This window comes from Methylosinus sp. H3A (assembly GCF_015709455.1).
Taxonomy (GTDB): Bacteria; Pseudomonadota; Alphaproteobacteria; order Rhizobiales; family Beijerinckiaceae; genus Methylosinus.
Window position 1 is genome coordinate 3,715,727 of record NZ_JADNQW010000005.1, and the last position, 20,732, is coordinate 3,736,458.

19 protein-coding genes and 1 tRNA gene are annotated in these 20,732 nt (G+C 66.4%); 10 read left to right on the plus strand and 10 right to left on the minus strand.

Features of this window, described 5'->3' with window-relative positions; all coding sequences use genetic code 11:
* The first annotated feature begins 128 nt into the window (after positions 1–128).
* From IY145_RS20165 to IY145_RS20185, 5 genes are all read left to right on the plus strand, one after another.
* Complete coding sequence (locus IY145_RS20165; RefSeq protein ID WP_196410641.1) at positions 129–818, plus strand: ABC transporter ATP-binding protein; 690 nt, start codon at positions 129–131, stop codon at positions 816–818.
* Positions 815–3,373, plus strand: coding sequence for an ABC transporter permease (locus IY145_RS20170; protein ID WP_196409839.1), 2,559 nt, complete (start codon positions 815–817; stop codon positions 3,371–3,373). Before IY145_RS20165 ends, IY145_RS20170 begins: the two co-directional genes overlap by 4 nt.
* A gap of 164 nt (positions 3,374–3,537) precedes the next feature.
* On the plus strand, positions 3,538–4,548 hold the full coding sequence (locus tag IY145_RS20175) for a DUF2232 domain-containing protein (protein ID WP_196409840.1): 1,011 nt from the start codon (positions 3,538–3,540) through the stop codon (positions 4,546–4,548).
* A gap of 45 nt (positions 4,549–4,593) precedes the next feature.
* Positions 4,594–5,160, plus strand: a complete 567-nt coding sequence (gene rplI / locus IY145_RS20180) for a 50S ribosomal protein L9 (protein ID WP_196409841.1) — start codon at positions 4,594–4,596, stop codon at positions 5,158–5,160.
* A gap of 461 nt (positions 5,161–5,621) precedes the next feature.
* Positions 5,622–7,079 carry a replicative DNA helicase gene (locus IY145_RS20185; protein ID WP_196409842.1) on the plus strand — a complete coding sequence of 486 codons (1,458 nt, stop codon included), beginning with the start codon at positions 5,622–5,624 and terminating at the stop codon, positions 7,077–7,079.
* 50 nt (positions 7,080–7,129) lie between these two features.
* Here IY145_RS20185 and IY145_RS20190 read toward each other — a convergent pair whose 3' ends face one another.
* Positions 7,130–7,726, minus strand: a complete 597-nt coding sequence (locus IY145_RS20190) for a glutathione S-transferase family protein (RefSeq protein ID WP_196409843.1) — start codon at positions 7,724–7,726, stop codon at positions 7,130–7,132.
* A 51-nt stretch (positions 7,727–7,777) separates the two neighbouring features.
* Between IY145_RS20190 and IY145_RS20195 the strand changes: the two genes are divergently transcribed.
* Positions 7,778–8,437 (plus strand): class I SAM-dependent methyltransferase, encoded by a 660-nt coding sequence (locus IY145_RS20195; RefSeq protein WP_196409844.1) that lies wholly within the window; start codon positions 7,778–7,780, stop codon positions 8,435–8,437.
* A 36-nt stretch (positions 8,438–8,473) separates the two neighbouring features.
* Here the strand turns inward: IY145_RS20195 and IY145_RS20200 are convergent, their stop codons facing one another.
* The 5 genes from IY145_RS20200 to IY145_RS20220 form a co-directional block, all read right to left on the minus strand.
* Positions 8,474–8,809: a hypothetical protein gene (locus IY145_RS20200; protein ID WP_196409845.1), complete on the minus strand. Its 336-nt coding sequence runs from the start codon at positions 8,807–8,809 to the stop codon at positions 8,474–8,476.
* Between the two features lie 106 nt (positions 8,810–8,915).
* A complete protein-coding gene (locus IY145_RS20205) occupies positions 8,916–9,473 on the minus strand; it encodes a Uma2 family endonuclease (RefSeq protein WP_196409846.1) in 558 nt (185 codons plus the stop codon).
* Between the two features lie 148 nt (positions 9,474–9,621).
* Positions 9,622–10,257, minus strand: a complete 636-nt coding sequence (locus tag IY145_RS20210) for a glutathione S-transferase family protein (RefSeq protein WP_196409847.1) — start codon at positions 10,255–10,257, stop codon at positions 9,622–9,624.
* A 225-nt stretch (positions 10,258–10,482) separates the two neighbouring features.
* The gene (gene gyrA / locus IY145_RS20215; RefSeq protein ID WP_196409848.1) at positions 10,483–13,224 is read right to left on the minus strand and encodes a DNA gyrase subunit A; all 2,742 of its coding nucleotides are present in this window, start codon (positions 13,222–13,224) and stop codon (positions 10,483–10,485) included.
* A gap of 390 nt (positions 13,225–13,614) precedes the next feature.
* Complete coding sequence (locus tag IY145_RS20220; RefSeq protein WP_196409849.1) at positions 13,615–14,766, minus strand: hypothetical protein; 1,152 nt, start codon at positions 14,764–14,766, stop codon at positions 13,615–13,617.
* A 173-nt stretch (positions 14,767–14,939) separates the two neighbouring features.
* Here IY145_RS20220 and IY145_RS20225 point away from each other — a divergent pair, with 173 nt between their 5' ends.
* Together IY145_RS20225 and IY145_RS20230 are read left to right on the plus strand one after the other, a co-directional pair.
* A complete protein-coding gene (locus tag IY145_RS20225) occupies positions 14,940–15,299 on the plus strand; it encodes a GCG_CRPN prefix-to-repeats domain-containing protein (RefSeq protein WP_196409850.1) in 360 nt (119 codons plus the stop codon).
* 138 nt (positions 15,300–15,437) lie between these two features.
* A tRNA-Cys gene (locus tag IY145_RS20230) sits at positions 15,438–15,511 on the plus strand.
* Between the two features lie 24 nt (positions 15,512–15,535).
* Here the strand turns inward: IY145_RS20230 and IY145_RS20235 are convergent.
* The 3 genes from IY145_RS20235 to nhaA all read right to left on the minus strand — a co-directional run bounded on the left by IY145_RS20235 (position 15,536) and on the right by nhaA (position 17,579).
* On the minus strand, positions 15,536–15,898 hold the full coding sequence (locus IY145_RS20235) for a hypothetical protein (protein ID WP_196409851.1): 363 nt from the start codon (positions 15,896–15,898) through the stop codon (positions 15,536–15,538).
* A gap of 91 nt (positions 15,899–15,989) precedes the next feature.
* Positions 15,990–16,328 (minus strand): hypothetical protein, encoded by a 339-nt coding sequence (locus IY145_RS20240; protein ID WP_196409852.1) that lies wholly within the window; start codon positions 16,326–16,328, stop codon positions 15,990–15,992.
* Between the two features lie 51 nt (positions 16,329–16,379).
* On the minus strand, positions 16,380–17,579 hold the full coding sequence (gene nhaA, locus IY145_RS20245; RefSeq protein WP_196409853.1) for a Na+/H+ antiporter NhaA: 1,200 nt from the start codon (positions 17,577–17,579) through the stop codon (positions 16,380–16,382).
* 123 nt (positions 17,580–17,702) lie between these two features.
* On the opposite strand from nhaA, the gene IY145_RS20250 reads away from it, so the two are divergent.
* Together IY145_RS20250 and IY145_RS20255 are read left to right on the plus strand one after the other, a co-directional pair.
* Positions 17,703–18,836, plus strand: a complete 1,134-nt coding sequence (locus IY145_RS20250; RefSeq protein WP_196409854.1) for an anhydro-N-acetylmuramic acid kinase — start codon at positions 17,703–17,705, stop codon at positions 18,834–18,836.
* Positions 18,837–18,939: 103 nt separating this feature from the next.
* Complete coding sequence (locus IY145_RS20255) at positions 18,940–19,533, plus strand: redoxin family protein (protein ID WP_196409855.1); 594 nt, start codon at positions 18,940–18,942, stop codon at positions 19,531–19,533.
* 397 nt (positions 19,534–19,930) lie between these two features.
* Here IY145_RS20255 and IY145_RS20260 read toward each other — a convergent pair whose 3' ends face one another.
* The gene (locus IY145_RS20260) at positions 19,931–20,605 is read right to left on the minus strand and encodes an alpha/beta hydrolase (RefSeq protein WP_196409856.1); all 675 of its coding nucleotides are present in this window, start codon (positions 20,603–20,605) and stop codon (positions 19,931–19,933) included.
* Between the last annotated feature and the right edge of the window lie 127 nt (positions 20,606–20,732).

Here is a 20,732-nt window from a genome sequence, read left to right on the forward strand (position 1 = left end):
CCGAAAGCGCGGCCGGAGACTGGAAACAGCGAGCGCCTTCGCATATGTCGGGGCGGGCGTCTGAGCCGGATCGCGGGACGCGAACCGGCGGGCGGCGCAGCGGCAAACCATTGCAGGACTCCCCCAAAGTGCAGCGGCCGGTCATCGAACTCGAGGATGTCGATCTCACCCTCGGCGCGGGCGCGGCGCGCGTCCATGTGCTCAAGAACATAAGCCTCGCGGTCGCGCGCGGCGAGGCCGTGGGTCTCGTCGGGCCCTCGGGCTCCGGGAAATCCACATTGCTGATGACGCTCGCCGGCCTCGAGCGGCCCGATTCCGGCAAGGTGCTCGTCGACGGGAGCGATCTCGCTCGCCTCGACGAAAACGCCTTGGCGCGGTTCCGCGGAGGGAAGATAGGGGTCGTCTTCCAGTCTTTCCAGCTCATCGCCACGATGACGGCGCTGGAGAATGTCGCCGTTCCGCTGGAGCTCGCCGGCCGCGCCGACGCTTTCGAGCGCGCGGGGCGCGAGCTCGAGGCTGTCGGCCTCGCTCATCGTCTCTCGCATTATCCGTCGCAAATGTCCGGCGGCGAGCAGCAGCGCGTCGCGCTCGCGCGGGCCCTCGCCCCCGATCCCGTCATCCTCGTCGCCGACGAGCCGACCGGCAATCTCGATTCGGAGACCGGCGCGGCCATCGTCGATCTGATCTTCGCGCAAAAGGCGCGGCGCTCGGCGACGCTCGTGCTGGTGACCCACGATCCTTCGCTGGCCGCCCGCTGCGACCGCGCCGTGCGTCTGCGCTCCGGCCGCATCGACGGCGAAGAGGCGCAGGCGTCATGAAGCGCGGCCTCGTCTCGCGGCTGCCGTTGGCGCTACGTTTCGCTCTGCGCGATCTTTCCGGCGATCTGCGCGGCTTCGGCGTCTTCATCGCCTGCATCGTCATCGGCGTCGCCGCGATTTCCGGCGTCGGCGCCGTGTCGCGCTCGCTCGCGGAGGGTCTCGCCCGCGAGGGGCGCACGATTTTGGGCGGCGACGTCTCCGTCGCGACCACCATGCGGCGCCTCGCGCCGCAGGAGCGCGAATTTTTCGAGCGCTACGGCCGCGTCTGCGAAATCGCGCTGATGCGCGCCATGGCCCGCGCCGTCGACGGCGAGGCGACGCTTGTCGAAATCAAGGCCGTCGATTCCGTCTATCCGGGCGCCGGCGCGGTGGAGCTCGCTCCGGCGCGGCCGCTGGCCGAGGCGCTGCGCCAGGGCGATGGCGCATTCGGCCTCGTCGCCGATTCGACGCTGATCGCCCGGCTGGATTTAAAAATCGGCGATAAGGTGAAGATCGGCGCCGCCGCCTTCACGCTGACGGCCGAGCTCGCGAGCGAGCCCGACAAGCTCGCCGGCGGCTTCGGATTCGGCGCGCGGGTGCTGATGAGCCAGGACGCCCTGCGGGCGACCGGGCTCGTTCAGCCTGGCGCGGTGGCGCGCTGGCTCACCCGAATCTCGCTCGGCGGCGCCGGCGCGGTCGCCAGCGACGCGGAGGTCGAGCGTTTCGTGACGGCGCTGACGGCGGCCTTTCCGGACGCCGGCTGGGATTTGCGCAAGCGGGACGCCGTCTCCCCGCAATTCTCGCGCAATCAGGAGCGCTTCACCCAGCTGCTGACGCTGGTCGCGCTGACGGCGCTGGTGGCGGGCGGCGCGGGCGTCGCCAACGCCGTCGCCGGCTTCGTCGCCAAAAAGCGCGACGCTTTCGCGATAATGAAGGCGCTCGGCGCGCCGGCCTCGCGCGTCTTCGTGATGGCGCTGGTCGAAGTCCTGCTCGTCGCCGGCCTCGCCGTCGTCGGCGGCCTCGCTCTCGGCGCGACCTTCCCCTATCTCGCCGATTTCGCTCTTTCGGCGTCCGTCCCCCTGCCCTTTTCGCCCTCGGTCGACGCGCGCTCGCTCGGCGTCGGCGCGGCCTATGGGCTGCTGGTGGCGCTGATCTTCGCGCTGCCGCCGCTCGGCCGGGCCTATGGGACGCCGGTCGCCCGCCTGTTGCGCGACGAGGCCGAGGAGAAAGCCCCGCCGCGCGGTTTTCTGCTCGCATCTTTCGCCGCGGCTACGGCGCTCATCGTTCTGGTGATGGTCTCCGCTGGCGACAAGAAGCTCGCCGCGACCTATATCGTCGCCACGGCGGCGGCCTTTGCGCTGCTGCGCGGCGTGGCGGCGCTGGTCGTTCGCGCGGCGCGACGAATCTCCCATGTGCCCGATGCGCGTCTTCGCCATGCGATCGGCAATATCCGCCGGCCGAAGAGCCTCGCCGCCACATTGATCGTCTCGATCGGCGTCACGCAGACGCTGCTGGTCGCGCTGGCGCTGATCGAAGGCTCGATCCACGCCGAATTGTTCCAGGCGCAGAAGAGCCGCACGCCGAGCTTTTATTTCGTCGACGTCGCCAAGGAGCAGGTCGACGAATTCACGCCTTTCCTCGCCTCCTTCGCCGCCGACTCCCGAGTCGAGCATGTGCCGATGATGCGCGGCCGCATCGTCGCCGTGAAAGGCGTCCGCGCCGAAAATTTGAAGCCGCCGGAGGAGATCGCCTGGGCGCTCGAGGGCGACCGCGGCGTCACTTTCTCCGCCGCGCCGCCGAAGGGCTCGGACATCGTGGCCGGCGGCTGGTGGGGGACGGAGCGGAGCGGCCCTCCCCTCGTCTCGCTGGAGGCGCGCGTCGCCGAAGGGCTCGGAGTCGAAATCGGCGATGAGATGGTCGTCAATGTGCTCGGCCGCGACGTCGCGGCGCGCGTCGCCAATCTGCGCCGCGTCGATTGGCGCAGCTATGGCATCAATTTCATGATGGTGTTCTCGCCGGACGCCTTCGCCGACGCGCCCTATTCGGAAATTTTCACCGTCGCTTTCGCCGATCGCGACGATCCGGTTCGCGACAAGCGACTCGTGCGCGAAGTTGCGGCGCGCTTTCCGCAGGTCGCGGCGCTGAGGGTCAAGGACGCGTTGGAGGCGGTGGAGAAGATCGCCGATCAGCTCACCTTCGCCGCGCGCGCCGCCGCCGGCCTCGCCATCGTCACGGCGGCGCTGGCGCTCGGCAGCGCAGTGGCGGCGAGCCAGCGCGGCCGCCAGCGCGACGCCATCGTGCTGAAGACGCTCGGCGCGACGCGCGGCTGGCTGACCAGCGCTTTTGCGCTGGAGTTCGCGCTGCTCGGGATCGTGGCCGGGATATTCTCTGTCGTCGCAGGCGCGGGCGCGGCAGGCTTCATCCTGGTGGCGTTGATGAAAATGGAGTTCGTCTTTCTGCCCTGGCCCGTCGCTCTGACGACGCTCGGCGCGCTGGTCTTCGCCGTCGTCCTCGGCCTCGCGGGAAGCTGGCGCGCGCTCGGAGAGAAGCCGGGCCCCGCTCTGCGCCGCCAATAGCGCGGAAAAAGCCCCGACGGCGACGTTTTCGGCCGCCGGAAGCGGCTTTTTCGTCGCGCTGCCCTTGCCGGAAGAGATCGGCCGCCTTAAAAGGCGGGCTTCGCCGGCGTTCAGGGGGCTGGACGCGAGATGATCGTGCTCGCCCTCGAACAAGCGTAGAGCCCATGCCCCAGCTTTTACCCGAACGCAAGAAACTGCCCGTTCCCGACAACGGCGATTTTTCGCTGCCGCAGATCTTCGCCTCGCTCGGCGGAGGGCTCGCGGGCGCGGCCGTGTTCGCGGTCATCACCAAGGGCACTTCGGCGGCGGTTTTGTTCGCCTTTCTCGCGCCATTGCCGATTTTGATCGTCGCGCTGGGCTTCGGCCTTCGCCACGGCGCGACCTCGGCCCTCATCGCGACCGGCCTGCTGTCGATCTGGCCCAATCCGATCTTCGGCCTCGTCTACGCCTTGCTCGTCGGCGTTCCGGCGCTCGCCGCCGCCTATGTCGCAGCCGGAGCGCCCTGGCGCAGGCGCGAGCTCGTGACCGCGCATGTGCCGGCCTGGGCGGTTCTCGCCGCCGGCGGCGTGGTGGCGGCGGCGGTTTCCATCGCGGTCACGATCGCTGCGATTCGTTTCGGCGGCCTCGACGAGGCGCTCAATCCGCTGCGCGCCCGCGCCTTCATGGCGATCGAGGATCTGGTGCGGACGCAAGAGCTCGGCGACAAGCTCGATCCGAGCCAGCTCTCGGCGCTCGTCGTCTTCGCCTTCCCGGCGACTCTCGCCGCGCTGACGCTGCTCAGCCACACGCTCAATCTCTGGGGCGCTGGCCTGCTGGCGCGCGCGTCGGACGCGCTCTCGCGTCCCTGGCCGGACATCGCGCAGGAATTCGTGCTGCCGCGCACGGTCGCCGGGCTGTTCCTCGTCGCAGCCGCCGTGGCCTTCCTCGGCGATCTTCCCGGCGAGATCGGACTTGTTTTCGCCGAGACGCTCGGCCTCGCTCTGGCGATGCAGGGGCTAGCGGTCGTTCACGCCCTGCTGCGCGGGACGCGCGTCGGCGGCGTTTCGCTCATCGTCATCTATATCGTCATCGGCCTGTTCGCTTGGCCGATCGTCCTGTTCACCGTGATCGGCGTCGTCGACGCGGTGTTTTCGTTCCGTAGCCGCAAGCAGGCGGCGCAGGCGCGGCGCGGCTGAGATCGCTGCGGTAAAATTCGAGAGAGACACGAGGAGATAGAACCCATGGTCGATGTCATTCTGCTGGAGCGCGTGGCCAAGCTCGGCCAGATGGGCGACACCGTTCGCGTGCGCGACGGCTATGCGCGCAACTTCCTGCTGGCGCGCGGCAAGGCGCTGCGCGCCACCGAGAACAACAAGAAGCATTTCGAGACGCAGCGCGCCCATATCGAGGCGCACAACCTCACCGCTCGCAAGGAGGCCGAGGCCGTCGCCGAGAAGCTCGAGGGGCAGACCTTCGTCATCATCCGCCAAGCGGGCGAGAGCGGCCATCTCTATGGCTCGGTGGCGACGCGCGACATCTCCGACGCGGCGACCGCGGGCGGCTTCACGCTCAACCGCAGTCAGGTCGATCTGCAACATCCGATCAAGGCGCTCGGCCTGCATAATGTGCCGGTGCATCTGCATCCCGAGATCGAGGTGAAGATCATCGTCAACGTCGCCCGCTCCGCCGAAGAGGCCGAGCGCCAGGCGCGCGGCGAGGCCGCCGCCACCCGCGAGGAGACGACGCTCGACGATCTCGGCCTCGAGGTCGGCGCGGCGCTGGCCGAGGCCGGCGACGTCGAGCTCTGATCGCTCGCGACCGATTCTGCTCAATTTAAAAAAGGCCGGAGGCGCTCGCGTCTCCGGCCTTTTTCATAGGCCGGCGATTCGGCGTGGCGAAATTGCCACACACAATCGATTTTACGTGAGCGCGCCGAAAGATGCGCCGCGCATGTGGAAATGACTCACAAAGACGCCGCTCGCGCATTGGAAGGGCCGCGCGCGATCTTTGCCATTGGCGCCGCTCTCCGCTTCGGGCAATGTCGCGGCCGTTCTCGAGTGCCTGTCGCAACGCGTTCAAGTGCATCGAAGACATCCATCAGAGGCAATCAGGCGAACGGCCGGGCTGAGCGTCCCCGAGATGGGGATGATCTCCTCCCGATCGCCATCCGCGCTCGACCTCCTCTCCCGAGGGGACACGGAGCTCCGGCCTTCTGCGCGATGTCGTCGTCGCTGTGATTACCCCGCTATGTTCCGTTCCCGAGAGAGAAATGCTCGACCAGCCCGCCTATCGCACGCCGCCCCATAATATCGAAGCCGAGCAGGCGCTGCTCGGCGCCATTCTCGTCAACAATGACGCATTCGATCGCGTCTCGGATTTTCTGCGGCCGGACCATTTCTCCGAGGAGCTGCACAGGCGCATCTTCGAGGTTTCCTCGCAGATCATTCGCGCCGGCCGCGTCGCCACCGTCGTGACGCTGAAGACGCATCTCGGCGATGTGGAGCTGCCCGGCGGCGTGACGATGCAGGCCTATCTCGCGCGATTGGCGCGCGAGGCGACGACGATCATCAACGCCGAGGATTATGGCCGCACGATCCATGATCTCTCCGTGCGGCGGGAGCTGATCGTCATCGGCGAGGATATCGTCAACGCCGCCTTCGACGCGGCGGTCGATCAGGCGCCGCGCCTACAGATCGAGGAGGCCGAGCGCAAGCTCTACGCCGTCGCCGAGACCGGCCGCTATGACGGCGGCTTCCAGCGTTTCGCCGAGGCGCTCGCCACCGCCATGGATATGGCGAGCAGCGCCTATCAGCGCGACGGCCACCTCTCCGGCATAGCGACAGGGCTCGTCGATCTCGACGAGAAGATGGGCGGGCTGCAGAAATCCGATCTCATCATCGTCGCCGGCCGTCCCGGCATGGGCAAGACGGCGCTCGCCACCAACATCGCCTTCAACATCGCCAAGGCCTATGTGTCCGAGCAACAGCCGGACGGCTCGGCAAAGACGGTGAATGGCGGCATCGTCGGCTTCTTCTCGCTCGAAATGTCGGCCGAGCAATTGGCGACGCGCGTCATCGCCGAGCAATCCGGCGTGCCCTCCTATAAGATTCGCCGCGGCGACATCAACGAGGATGATTTCCGCCGCATCGCCGAGGCGGCGCGGGAGATGCAGAGCGTCCCCTTCTTCATCGATCAGAGCGGCGGCATCTCCATCGCGCAGCTCATCGCGCGGGCGCGACGCCTCAAACGCCAGCGCGGGCTCGATCTGCTCGTCGTCGACTATCTGCAGCTGCTCTCCGGCTCCAAGTCACGCAATGAAAATCGCGTGCAGGAGCTGACCGAGATCACCACGGGCCTCAAGGCGCTGGCCAAGGAACTGGCCGTGCCGGTCATCGCGCTCTCGCAGCTCTCGCGTCAGGTCGAGAGCCGCGACGACAAGCGCCCGCAGCTCTCTGACCTGCGCGAATCCGGCTCGATCGAGCAGGACGCCGACGTGGTGATGTTCGTCTATCGAGAAGAATATTACCTGCGCAATCGCGAGCCGCGCGAGGGCACGGAAGAGCATATCGCCTGGCAGAACGAGATGGAGCGCGTGCATGGACGCGCCGAAGCGATCCTCGGCAAGCAGCGCCACGGGCCCACAGGCACGGTCACGCTCGCCTTCGAGGCGGAGGTGACGCGCTTCTCCAATCTCGCCGAGGAGGACAAGCTGCCGGCGCGGATGTGAGGCCACTTCGCGCCTTGGCGGCGCGTTTCGCCGCCAAGGCGCGAAGGCGATCAGGAAACGCGCGTCGCCTCGTAGGCCGGAACCTCGCGAGAGAAAGCGTCGAGCCAGGCGACGAGCGCGGGATGTTTCGCGCGCCAGGCGCCTTCGAAGCGCAGGTCCAGATAGCCGAGCGCGGCGGCGACGGCCACATGACCGATCGTGACCGGGCCCGCCGGCGGATCGGCGTCGAGCGCTGCGAGGACGCGCTCCACCTTGCCGGTCTGCAGCGCGATCCAATCGGACGAACGCAAAGGCTCCGGCCGCGTCGCCTCGTAACGGATCAGCAGCGCCGCGTCATTGATCCCGTCGCCGAGCGATTGCAGCGTCAGCGCCGCGATGCGCGCGGCGGGATCGGCCGGAAAGAGCTTTCCGCCGCCGGCGAGAAGGTCGAAATATTCGCAGATCACGCGGCTGTCGTAGAGCGTCTCGCCACTGTCGAGAATCAGCGTCGGCACTTTGCCGAGTGGGTTCTGCTCGCGCAGCGTGTCGGCGGGATTGGTCGTGTCGGCGCCGACGAGCTCGAGGCCGGAGCCGAAGCCGAGCAGCTCGGCGACGATGCGCGCTTTGCGGGCGTAGGGCGAGGCGGCGGAATAGCGTAGAATGGGCATTGGTTCCTTCCCGTCGAACAGGCGGTGGGCGAGCAATAGGACGTTACGCAGATGACCGCCAGTCCCGAGCAGATCGCCGCCGGCCAAGCCGTCTATACGCCTGCCGTTCTCCGGCTCTATGACATGCTCGTCCTCGGCCTCTCCAACCGCTTCATCTGGAAATGTCCGACGCCGCGCCTGCGCGCGCTTTATGATCTCCACGCGTCGGGCAATCATCTCGACGTCGGAATCGGCACGGGATATTTCCTCGACCATTGTCGCTTTCCGGTCGCCGCGCCGCGCGTCGCGCTCATGGATTTGAACCCGGACGCGCTTCGCTTCGCGGCGGAGCGCATCGCGCGTTTTTCGCCGCAGACCTATCGCCGCAATGTTCTGGAGCCGATCGCTTTCGACGCGCCGAAATTCGATTCCGTCGGCGTCAATTATCTCTTGCATTGCCTTCCCGGCGCGATCACCGAAAAGGCCGTCGTCTTCGATCATCTGAAGGCGCTGACGAATGACGGCGCCGTCTTTTTCGGCTCGACCTTGCTGCAAGGCGGCGTCGAGCGCTCCGCCGCCGCGCGGCGGCTGATGGCGTTCTACAATCGCAAGGGCGTGTTCTCGAACAGGGCCGACGATTTCGACGGTCTGCGCTATGCGCTCGAGCGGCGCTTTCGCAATGTCGAGATCGACATTGTCGGCTGCGCCGCCCTCTTCATCGCGCGCGATTGAATGGACGCGCGAGCCTCGCGGCTCGCGCGCGCCGGCTCACTCGTAGATCGCGCTCAGCACCACATGGAATTTGGCGACGCTATTGCCGATATTCTTGATCTCGTAATGGATCTCGGTCTCGTCCTTGGTGTCGACGGTCTGTGACTGCGGGTTCGGCTTGATCTCCGTCACCGTGTAATGACGCCAAACGCGCGTCACCTCGAGCGACGTGTCCTGCGTGAAGCCGCTAGCGGTGCTGCCGGTGGCGAAGGGCACGGCCTGCGCATCCCACACCGCGTTGAAGGGCGAGGCGTTGTTCCACCAGCCATGAACCGTCGCGCCAGGCGCGAGGGTATGCTCGGTCTTCGTATCGATGAAAAGCACTTTCGACATTTTCAATCTCCTTTTGTGAAACCGCCGCGTGAAAGAAATGCGATCGGATGCAGAGGAGATTAGGCGCAGCGCTCGCATGAGGCTGTGCGCGCCGACACAGGGGCGTTCAGCGCGCTTCGCCGTAGACGGCCGAGAGCGGAAAGGAGAGACCGGGCGGGTCGAGCTGTATATCGCCCTCGCGAATGACGCGCGTCAGTATATCGCCGCCCTGCCCGCGGCGATGATGGATGACGAGCGGCGAATCTGGATCGAAGATGAGATAATGCGCGACGCTCGCGATGCGGAAATATCCCTCGAGCTTGCCGAGAACGTCATTGCGTCCGGTGGATGGCGACAGCACTTCGACAACGACGAGCGGGCTTTCGACGAGCAGCGCGTCTGGCGGAAGCTCGGGACCGCAATAAAGCTGCGCATCGGGCTCGAAGACGGTGGCGGCGTCGACGCGCACGGCGACTCCGTCCGGGAGAACATGGCAAGGCGCCCCGGCCCGGCGGACGGCGTCCTGCAAGGCGAGCGCAGCAGCGAGCTTCGCCTTCGCATGGGCGACGCGCTCCGACGCCTGAGCGAAGACTTCGCCGTCGACGAGCTCATAGCGGCCGGGCCGACCTTCGGCCCAGACGACGAACTCCTCGGCTGTCATCTTCGTCTTCGGCAGCGCGTTCATGAGACCGATCCTAGCGCGTTTCCAGCCGAAGGGAACACCGGTTCGGCGTTGGAAAGGCGCCAAAACAAAAGCCTAGAGAGTCATTCCGTGTTTCAATGAAACACGGAATGACTCTATCCCAATTTCGCCCCTCGCGCCATTCGGCGTCTCAGCCTTTCAGATCGTCGAAGGGCACCATCACATGCTGGCGATAGGCGGGCCGTTCGCAAAGGCGCGCATGCCAAGCCTCGACATTGGGAAGCGAGGGCCGCTCTATGTCGAGCGCGAAATAGCGAAACAAAGTCGTTCCGGCGGGGATATCCGCGAGGGTGAGATCGTCGCCGGCGAGGAAAGGGCGATCCGCGAGCCAGCTATCGAGAAATTGATAATGCTGCGCGCAACGCGTGACGGCGGCGCGGATCGCCGGCCAATCGCGCTTGTCTTCCGGCGTGCGGTAATAGGCCACGAAAACGCCGTCGACGAAGGCCGGCTGCAACGACGATTGCGCCCAGTCCATCCAGCGATCGAGATGAGAGCGCGCGGCCGGATCGGACGGCCAGAATGCTTCGCCGCCATGGCGCGCGGCCAGATAGCGCAAGATTGCATGAGACTCCCAGACGACGACGCCCTCGTCGTCGATGACCGGAATGCGGCCATGCGGATTGCGCGCGCGAAATTGCGGATCGTCGAGGCCGCCGAAGGCGCCGCCGAGCGGCACATGGGCGTGATCGAGCCCGAGCTCGCCGACGAGCCACATGACTTTCTGCACATTGAAGGAGTTGCGCCGTCCCCAGATCGTGAGCATGCGTTTTTCCCCCTCTTGGACAAGCTGCGTGACGAGACGAGTCTAGACGGATGCGCGCGCGAGCGCCATTGACGCCGGGTTGCGTTTGTCGAAGGGCCGAGGCGGCGATCGGACGCAGCGCAAAAAAAATCGGAGCGCGCCCCCGCGCGAAAATTCCATGAAAAAACACCGCGTTTCGCCGAAACTCGATCTCGGCGAAACGCTGTCGTCGACGAAATCCGAGGCTCAGCCCGCCTCGGGGCCCGCCTCTTCCTCCGCCTCGCCCGCATCGGCCAAATGCTCGACCGAGACGACGCGCTCGCCCTCCGCCGTGTCGAAGACGATGACGCCCTGCGTGCCGCGGCCGGCGATGCGTATGCCCTCCACCGGGCAGCGGATGAGCTGACCGCCGTCGGTCACCAGCATGATCTCGTCGCCCCGGCCCACGGGGAAGGAGGCGACGAGCTTGCCGTTGCGGGCGTTCACCGCCATGGCGACGATGCCTTTGCCGCCGCGTCCGGTGATGCGATATTCGAAGGAGGAGCTGCGCTTGCCATAGCCGTTCTCGGAGACGGTCAGGATGATCTGCTCCGCCTGCTCCATCTCGCGGAAGCGCGCTTCCGTCAGCTCGATCGCGGTCGAGGCCTCCTCAGTCTCCGCCGCGCCCTCCTCCGCGCCTTCCGCTCCCGCATTGCGTCGCTGAGCGGCGGCGCGCTTGAGATAGGCCGCGCGCTCGTCGCCGACCGCCTCGAAGTGGCGCAGGACCGACATCGATATCACGCGATCGTCGTCGGCGAGCGCGATGCCGCGCACGCCCATGGAGGTGCGCCCTTGGAAGACGCGCACATCGCTCACCGGGAAGCGGATGCACTGCCCCTCGCGCGTCGTCAGCAGAATATCCTCCTGCTCCGCCGCGGTGGCGACATCGACGATGGCCTCGCCTTCGTCGAGCTTCATGGCGATGATGCCGGAGCGGCGCACGTCGGAGAAATCCGAGAGCTTGTTGCGCCGCACCGTGCCGCCCGTCGTCGCGAATATGGCGTCGAGCGTCGCCCAGCTCGACACGTCCTCCGGCAGCGGCATGATGGTGGTGATGCGCTCCCCCTGCTCGAGCGGCAGAAGATTGACCAGCGCCTTGCCACGCGCCTGCGGAGCCGCCAGCGGCAGACGCCACACTTTCTCTTTGTAGGCGCGGCCGAGCGAGGAGAAGAACAGCACCGGCGTATGCGTCGAGGCGACGAAGAGGCGCTGGACGAAATCTTCTTCCTTCGTCTGCATGCCGGAGCGACCCTTGCCGCCGCGCCGCTGCGCGCGATAGGTCGAGAGCGGCACGCGCTTGATGTAGCCGGCGTGCGAGACCGTGACGACCATGTCCTCTCGCGCGATCAGATCCTCGTCCTCGACGTCGCCGTCTCCATCGACGATCTGCGTGCGGCGGGGCGTCGAATATTGCTCCTTGACCGCGATCATCTCGTCCTTGACGATCCCGAACAGTTTTTCGCGCGAGCGCAAAATCTCGAGATATTCGGCGATCTCGACGGCGAGCTTGTTCAGCGCCTCGGCGATCTCCTCGCGGCCGAGAGCGGTGAGGCGCTGCAGGCGCAGTTCCAGTATGGCGCGCGCCTGCGCCTCGGAAAGGCGGATCGCGCCATCCTCGGAGAGCACATGCCGCGGATCGGCGATCAGCGCGACGAGCGGCGCCATGTCCTTGGCCGGCCATTCGCGCTCCATCAGCGCCTCGCGCGCCGTGGCGGCGTCGGCCGAGGTGCGGATGAGGCGGATGACCTCGTCGATATTGGCGACGGCGATAGCGAGGCCGACCTGCAGATGCGCCGCGTCGCGCGCCTTGGCGAGGCGGAATTTCGTGCGCCGCGTGACGACCGTCTCACGGAAATCGACGAAGGCGACGAGCACGTCCTTCAGCGTCAGCAGCTCCGGCCGGCCGCCATTGAGCGCGATCATATTGACCGGGAAGCTCGATTGCAGAGCCGTATGGCGCCAGAGCTGGTTCAGCACCACATCCGCCACCGCGTCGCGCTTCAGCTCGACGACGATGCGCATGCCTTGGCGATCGGATTCGTCCCGGAGATCGGAAATGCCTTCGATCTTCTTCTCCCGGACGAGCTCGGCGATGCGCTCGATCAGCGCAGCCTTGTTCACCTGATAGGGAATCTCGGTGAAGATGAGCGCCTCGCGCTCCTTGCGCAAAGTCTCGATCTCGGCCTTGGCGCGCATGATGATCGAGCCGCGCCCGGTCGAATAGGCGTTGCGAATGCCGCCGCGCCCCAGAATCGTCGCCGCCGTGGGGAAATCCGGGCCGGGCACGATCTCCATCAGCTCAGCGACGGTCATGTCGGGCCGGTCGATCAGCGCGATGGCGGCGTCGATCACTTCGCCGAGATTGTGCGGCGGAATATTCGTCGCCATGCCGACGGCGATGCCGCCGGCGCCATTGACGAGCAGATTGGGGAAGCGCGCCGGAAGGACGGTCGGCTCCATCTCCTTGTCGTCATAATTCGGCTTGAAATCGACGGAGCCTTCATCGAGGTTCTCGAGCAGCGCCAGCGCCGGCTTGGCGAGGCGCGACTCGGTGTAACGCATGGCCGCCGGCGGGTCGTTGTCGACGGAGCCGAAATTGCCCTGCCCGTCGATGAGCGGCAGCCGCATCGAGAAGGGCTGCGCCATACGCACCAGCGCGTCATAGATCGCGGCGTCGCCATGCGGGTGATATTTACCCATGACGTCGCCGACGATGCGCGCCGATTTCACGTAAGGCTTATCGGGCGTATGGCCGTTCTCGTGCATGGAGAACATGATGCGCCGATGCACGGGCTTCAGACCGTCGCGCACATCCGGCAGAGCGCGGCTCACGATCACGCTCATCGCGTAATCGAGATAGCTGCGCTTCATCTCGTCGGCGATCGAAACCGGGCGAATATCGGAGCCGGGCGGGGTCGGTCCAGTGTCGTCTGTGTCGTTCTCGGCCAATGGCTCGCCAATCCGATGGATCGTCCAGCGCCCGCCGCGGCGAAAACCTGCCGCGGCGCTTCAGCGCCGGCTCTGTGGAGTGAGCGTCGTCTCATCGTCGACCCGTCTCGCCGACGAAGGTGAGGCGAGTTGTAGATTCGCCGCTCGAGAGAGAGGCGGGCCGCGGAGGTCGCGCTCGCAGGACGTTTCGAACGAGGCGCGCCGGACAGGAGCCTTTCAGCAGCCGTCGACAACGCTCGAAACCGCCTTTTTCCTATAGGCGATTCTTGTCTGCGACGCCAGTTTGCCCGGGCCTGCCGCCCCGCGGTTCCTCTCGGAGAAACACGGGTTTAGAAAAGTTCTTCAAATCATTTCCGATTCATTTTCGTTCCAATTGGTTTCGCTGCGGCGTCAGCTCTGCGCCGCGCGCAGCCGCCGCCGGGCGTTCATGACGATCGTCCGGGCGCTGGCGTCGCCGGGCTCGAGCAGCTCGGGCCCATCCTCCTCGCTCGCCTCCCAAGCGTCGGCCCCTCTGGCGTCCGTCCCTCTGCCCCTCGCCTCCGTCTCGACGAGGGCGATCACGCGACTGGGCTGGGGCGCGGCCGGCCCGCCTGTCGCTTTCGCGCCGCTGATTCGCGCACGCAACGCGGCCGCGACTTCCGTCCAATCCAATGTCTTCGGCTTTTTCGGCGCGTCTTTCGGCGTCGCGGCGGTCGCCTGCGACGGGCGCTCCGCCGTCTTCCCACGGAGCGCGGCGATCTTGGCGCGAATGGGCTCGATGTTCGCGCGCGCGGCGGCGATCGCCGCGAGAAGCACGGCGAAACGGCCGGTCTGGGCCTTCCCGCCCTCCTCTTGGGAGTCGCGCTCCGCGGTCTTCGCCGGCTTGGGCTCGCTCTCGGCGGCGCGGGGCGCGGGCCCGCGCTTGACATATTTCATCGCCAGCAGCCCGACGAGCGCGAGGGCTGCGACGAGCGCCTGCCAGACGGCGAGCGGCGACTCGCTTTCTTCTTCCGACGGCGACGGCTCTTCCGCGCGTGGCGCCGGCGCGGCTTGCTCGGCGACAGGCGCCTCACTCTGTTGTGATTCGCCCTTCGCTTCGACAACGGCCGGCGTCACAGCCTCCGGCGCTGGCTCCGTCGACGCTTCGGCCTTCGCCTCGACCGCGACGTCCGGCTCTCGAGCTTTGGCGATTTCTTCGACAGGCGCGCTCTCTATGATGGGAAACGGCTCGCGCAGGAAGACCGGAGCCGCGGGCGCCGGCTTCGCCGAATCGATCGATGGCGTCGGCGCAGCGGCTGCGACCGTCGGAGCCTCGAGAGCTGCCGCCGGCGGACGTTCGGCCGGACGCGCCGCCTTTTCCGGCTTGGATGCGACGAGGGGCGCGAGCTTGACGACGATGTCGTCGAAACCTTTGCCATCGGGGGCGCCGAGTTCTTCTATGAGCGCTCCGCCGCCGTGCGAGCGACGCGACTCGGCGACTGCGCATCCGATATCAGCGGCCGCGGCCGCCAGGATCAGGCCGCCGGCCAGTAGGCGCATAGATGGCGCGACATTCGATCTCATCTGCGAGCTCCGCTGGACTGACGAGACTTCAGCTTGCCTCGCGGAGTTGAACAAAGCCTTAGCATTGCGATGAACGATCGGTTAACGCCCTTTTATGCGCGTCATTCACCGCCGGTTCATTCCCATGCGCCAATGCTCGCGCCCTCGCTGCGCATTCCGATAGGAGGACACAAATGAAATTCAGACTAGCTTTCGTCGCCGCGCTCGCGCTCGCCGGCGTCGAGGCGCCGGCGGCGATGGCCATGCCGGCCGCGCCGCTGACAGACGCAGCCGCCGCCGGCTCGCTCACGCAGGAGATCGGCGGACGCTGCGGCCCGGGCTGGCACGTCGATCCCTGGGGCCGCTGCGTGCCGCATCGTCGTCCGCCGCCGCCCGCCTATGGTCCGCGTCCTGGCTATCATCCGCCGCCGCCCGCTTACGGTCCGCGTCCAGGCTATCATCCGCCGCCGGCCTATGGTCCGCGTCCTGGCTTCCGTTGCGGCCCCGGCTTCCACGTCAATCAATGGGGTCGTTGCGCGCCGAATCACTGGTGATCGAGCGCGGCGCGCCGAGAAGTGGAAGAACTCACCGAGTTCTCGCCGAGCGCCGCGCAAAGTCTTGCCGTTCGCCGACATGTCCTGTATGAGCGAGCCTTCTCACGTCGACGTCGAGCTTTCGGCGTCGACGTCCGGGGCCTCGTGGCGGAGTGGCTACGCAGAGGACTGCAAATCCTTGTACGGGGGTTCGATTCCCTCCGAGGCCTCCAGTCTCCGCCCACGCGGCTCGAGGCTTAAAGACGCTCGGTGAGCAGACTTTTCTCCAGAGCGCCCAGTTTCTCCGGCAAATCGGCGACAGTATCCGCGAGAGCGGCGGCGAGCAGGCTCTCCGCCACCTCATGCTTGTATTCGTCGAACACCGTTTCCAGCGCATCATAGGAATCGTCGACGATCGGCCGGGCGAGCGCGACGCCGGATCGGTCGTCGACCGATTTCGCGAGTCGATCGAAGCGCGCCCGCGTCGTCTCGGGCAGCATGGACAAAACCGCACGCTCATAGGCGCCGTCGAACATGTCCCGCAGCGCGAGCAGCGCGCGCATCAGCCGATAGAGCTCGATGACTTCGGGGCTATTGGACGCTCGGAAAAGTTGATCCATCGGAAATCCTACTCTCTCGAATTCAATAATTTCGAGTTCAACCCGGTTCGGAGCGCTTGTCAAGGTTGTGCCGGACGCCGGCGCTCGCGTATCAGGGCGCAGTCGCGGGTCGATGATGGCGCCGCTTGATCGCGTCGATCTCCTCGAGCATCGCCTTCAAATCGGCGATCGCCTTCTCCTCCTTCGCCGTGAGCTCGCATTGCGGTTGAAAATGCGCGAGAAGGACGGCCAGCGCGTCGCCGATGCGGCCCAGCTGCTTGCCATAGCTGCCGACGTCGGAAAGCACATCCTCCTCGACCTGCGGGGCGCTCGAGCGCCCGAGATTTATGTTGATGAGCCCGAATTGACCGCCGTAGGGGCTAAAGACGGCAGTCCAGGGATTGATGGTCTGGGCGACGTCGCCCGAAAGGGGAAGCTTGAAATTTGGCATGAGCCGACGCCTCGCGAAAAATGGGAGCAACGAAGACGTTTAACCTATTTTTTACGAATTGGTCAGCAGACGCCTCGCCGCCGCGCGCCTCGCCGCGATCCACAGAACCAGCGAGCCGAGCGCGATGGAGGCGGCCGAGCCGGCGAGCACGCCGATCTTCGTCGCGCGCATCGCGCCCTCATCGGCCTCGAAGGCGATCTGGCCGATGAACAGGCTCATTGTAAAGCCCACTCCGCAAAGCACGGAAACGCCATAGAGCTGGACCCAGCCGGTCTTGGGCGGCCGCGATGCGATCCGCGTCCCTATGGCGAGCGCTATAGCTGCGAAAACGCCGGCCTGCTTGCCGATGAAGAGGCCGAGCGCCACGCCGAGAAGAACCGGCGCGCCGGCCGCCGCGAGATCGCCGCCGCCGAGCGCCACGCCCGCATTGGCGAAGCCGAAGAGCGGCAGCACGATAAAGGCGACGAAGGGGCCGAGCGCATTCTCGAGCCGATGCAGCGGTGTGTGCTCGTCCGGGTCCGGCCCGGAGAGGCGCAGCGGAATCATGACGGCGAGCAGCACGCCGGCGAGCGTCGCATGTACGCCGCTGAGCTGCACGAAATGCCACAGCGCCACGCCGAGCAGGAGATAAAGCGGGAGGAATTTCACCTCGAAGAGATTGAGGCCGAGCAGCAGGAACAGAGTCACCCCGGCGCCGAGAAGGGGCTGCGCCGCGGGCTCGCCGGCGTAGAATATCGCGATGATGACGATGGCGCCGAGATCGTCGAGAATGGCGAGCGCGGTGAGAAACACTTTCAGCGCGCCGGGGACGCGGTCGCCGAGCAGCGCCAGAACGCCGAGCGCGAAGGCGATGTCGGTCGCCGACGGTATGGCCCAGCCACGCGCCATCTCCGGCGAATGGCCGTTGAAATAGGCGTAGATCAACGCCGGCGCGAGCATTCCGCCGAGCGCCCCGACGCCGGGCAGCACGCGGGCGGACCAATGGCGCAAATGGCCATCCACGAGCTCGCGCTTGATCTCGAGGCCGACGAGCAGGAAAAACACCGCCATCAGCCCGTCGTTGATCCAATGCAGCGCCGTATGGCCGGCGATCGGCGCCGCGAGCAGGCCGTGATAAGAATCCGCCCACGGCGAATTGGCGAGCGCGAGCGCGACCGCCGCGCTCGCCATCAGCACGACGCCGCCGGCCGCCTCGCTCGCGAGAAAGCGGCGCAGCGTCGAAGGCGCGGCGTGATGCGAATGGTGTTTCATGACGAGCCCCGCCCAAGGCGAGAAAAGACGCGCAACCCTTGAGCGATTTACGCTGATCTGGCAAGGAAATCCGGATCAGCGTCAGACGCGCCCCATATGGACGCGAGCAGCAGGAGACGCCCTATGACCCTCTATCGCGCCATCGGCCTGATGTCGGGCACCTCCATGGATGGGGTGGACGTCGCGCTGCTCGATACGGATGGCGAAGCACGGCTCGTCTTCGGGCCGACCGGCTTTTTCCCTTATTCCGAGGCCGACCGCGAGCTGCTTCGCGCCGCGCTCGCCGAGGCGACGCGCCTCTCTGACCGCAAGGCGCGGCCGGGAGCCGTCGGAGCGGCCGAAAGGCTGATTGGCGATCGCCATGCGCAGGCGGTCGAAACATTCCTGCGCGACCAGAAGCTCGACCCCGCCGCGATCGATATCGTCGGCTTTCATGGACAGACGGTTCTGCACCGGCCGCTGAGCCGGCTCACCATCCAGATCGGCGACGCGCAGGCGCTCGCCGATCGGATCGGAATCGATGTCGCCTATGATTTTCGGGGAGCCGATGTCGCCGCCGGGGGCGAGGGCGCGCCTCTGGTTCCCGCCTATCATCGCGCTTTGGTTGCAGCGAGCGGGCTCGCGGGGCCGGTCGCCGTGATCAATATCGGCGGCGTCGCCAATGTCACTTTCATCGATGGCGACGCCGAACCCCTCGCCTTCGACACGGGTCCAGGCAATGCGCTCATCGACGATCTGATGCTCGCCCGGACGGGCCGGCCGGTCGACCGCGACGGCGCGACCGCCGCCGAGGGGCGGGTCGACGAGGCGATCCTGCAATCGCTATTAGTTCATCCATTTTTTCAGAAACTACCGCCTAAATCACTAGATAGGAATGATTTTTCAATTCGTCCAACAGATACGCTTTCGGTCGAGGACGCCGCCGCGACCTTGAGCGCCTTCACCGCCGCCTCGCTCGCCCTTGCCTTCACGCAGACGCCCTCGACGCCGCAGCGGGCGATCGTCTGCGGCGGCGGAGCGCATAATCCGACGCTGATGGGAGAGCTCGCCCGACGCCTCCCCTGCCCGGTCGCAACCGCCGACGAGATCGGCTGGATGGGTGATGCGATCGAGGCCCAGGCCTTCGCCTTTCTCGCGGCGCGTGTGTCGAGGGGCCTGCCGCTGACTTTCCCCGGAACGACGGGAGTCCGCGCGCCGACGAGGGGCGGCGAAATCGCGACGGCGAGCGCTCGCGGACCACGCCGCGCCGTCGGCTGAGCCGGCGGAGCGAGATCGCTCTAGCTTTCGTCGCCTCTTTCATTCCGCATTGAGGGTTTCGTCTTCAGATGGGAAGGCGGCGCAAGGATGCAGGGAGCGACAGATGAGTGAGACGATCGAGCGAGACGAGGACGCCCCCGCCTGGCCGAGCCGACGCAATCTCCTTCTCGGCGCTCTCTGCGCGATTTCGGCCGGAGCCGGCGCCGCCGCCGTTGAACATGTCTGGAAGCGAAAAGACCTTTCGGCCCGCTTCTTCAACACTCTGTCGATCGAGGCGTTCGATCTGCCGCCGACGCCGGGGCTGACCTTCGCGGACGGGCGTCCTGTCCCCGGTTTTGCTTCCGCCGATCTCGGGGACAAGCGCTCGCTCCTCTATCTCTGGGCCTCCTATTGCCCGAGCTGCCGCGCCGAGCATCATCTGGTGATGGCGCTGGCGGCGCGGGGCGTCGCGATCTATGGCGCGAATGTGAAGGACGACCCCGCCCACGCCCGACGCTTTCTGGCCGAGCACGGCAATCCGTTCGTGGCCGTGGGCCGGGACGAGCGCGCCCTCCTCCAACGGGCGCTCGGCGCGCGCGGCGTTCCCGCGAGCTTCGTCGTGGCGCCGGGTCCGAAGATCGACGTCTCGATTCTCGGGCCGATCGACGAGGATGCGATCACAACTCGCGTTCTGCCGGCGCTGGCCAAGGGCGCGTGAGAGCCGCGCGCGAAGGCGGCGCCATGATTTTCGATGCGCCGGCGGCTCGCGAGACTGCGTCGCCGACTTTGTCGAAATTCGACGACATTAAATTTTCGTAACAAAAGCATAGCCTCGTCAGGCTCGGCGTCTATTCGGCGCCTATTCTAATATTGACAAAAATTAACTTGAGCTCGGGCGGCATAGAGGCGAGCCTCTGCTCGCTCCCGCCGGTGCGCGGCTCACTTTCTCGATTCCGCGCCCACCGTCCAGCCCGCCCCGGCCCCGTCTCAGAGGATTGTGGGAACGGCGGGAGCGCTCCCCCCGACGCTGGTCGGTGCGCGATTTCCGCATAAAAAAAGCGCGACGCTCGCGAACGTCGCGCTCTCATCCTTCCAATCCTGCTGGCGATCCGACGTCAGTCGCCTCGCGCAGGAATTGCGATGCGCGGCGGATTGCCGAGCCGCTTGTCCAGATAGGAATCGACCTGGGCGATCAGCGGCTCGATGCGGTTCTCGAAAAAATGGTTCGCGCCCTGCACCACCGCATGCTCGATGACGATGCCCTTCTGCGTCTTGAGCTTCTCGATGAGGCCGGTCACTTCCTTGAGCGGCGCGACGCGGTCTATGTCGCCATGAATGAACAGGCCCGAGGACGGACATGGCGCCAGGAAGGAGAAGTCGAATCGATTGGCCGGCGGCGCGACCGAGACGAAACCCTCTATCTCCGGCCGGCGCATCAGCAATTGCATGCCGATCCAGGAGCCGAAGGAGACGCCGGCGATCCAGCAGGCGCGCGCCTCCGGATTGACGGCCTGCGCCCAGTCGAGCGCGGCCGCGGCGTCCGAGAGCTCGCCGGCGCCATGGTCGAAGGAGCCCTGGCTGCGGCCGACGCCGCGGAAATTGAAGCGCAGCACGGAAAAGCCGCGCTCCGCGAAAGCGTAATAGAGGTGGTAGACAATCTGATTGTTCATCGTGCCGCCGAATTGCGGATGCGGATGCAGCACGATGGCGATCGGCGCGCCGCGTTGCGCCGATTGATGAAAGCGGCCTTCGAGCCGGCCGGCGGGGCCGGTGAAAATGACCTCGGGCATGAAGTTCCTCGTCTCCCCCGCGCGAAAAACGCCATTTTCAGGCGGGCGGATTCCGCCGGCGCCCAAAATGCGTTATGCTCCGGCCGGAGCGCCCTTGCCGGGCCTCCGCGCGTCCGGCGCGCTCCGA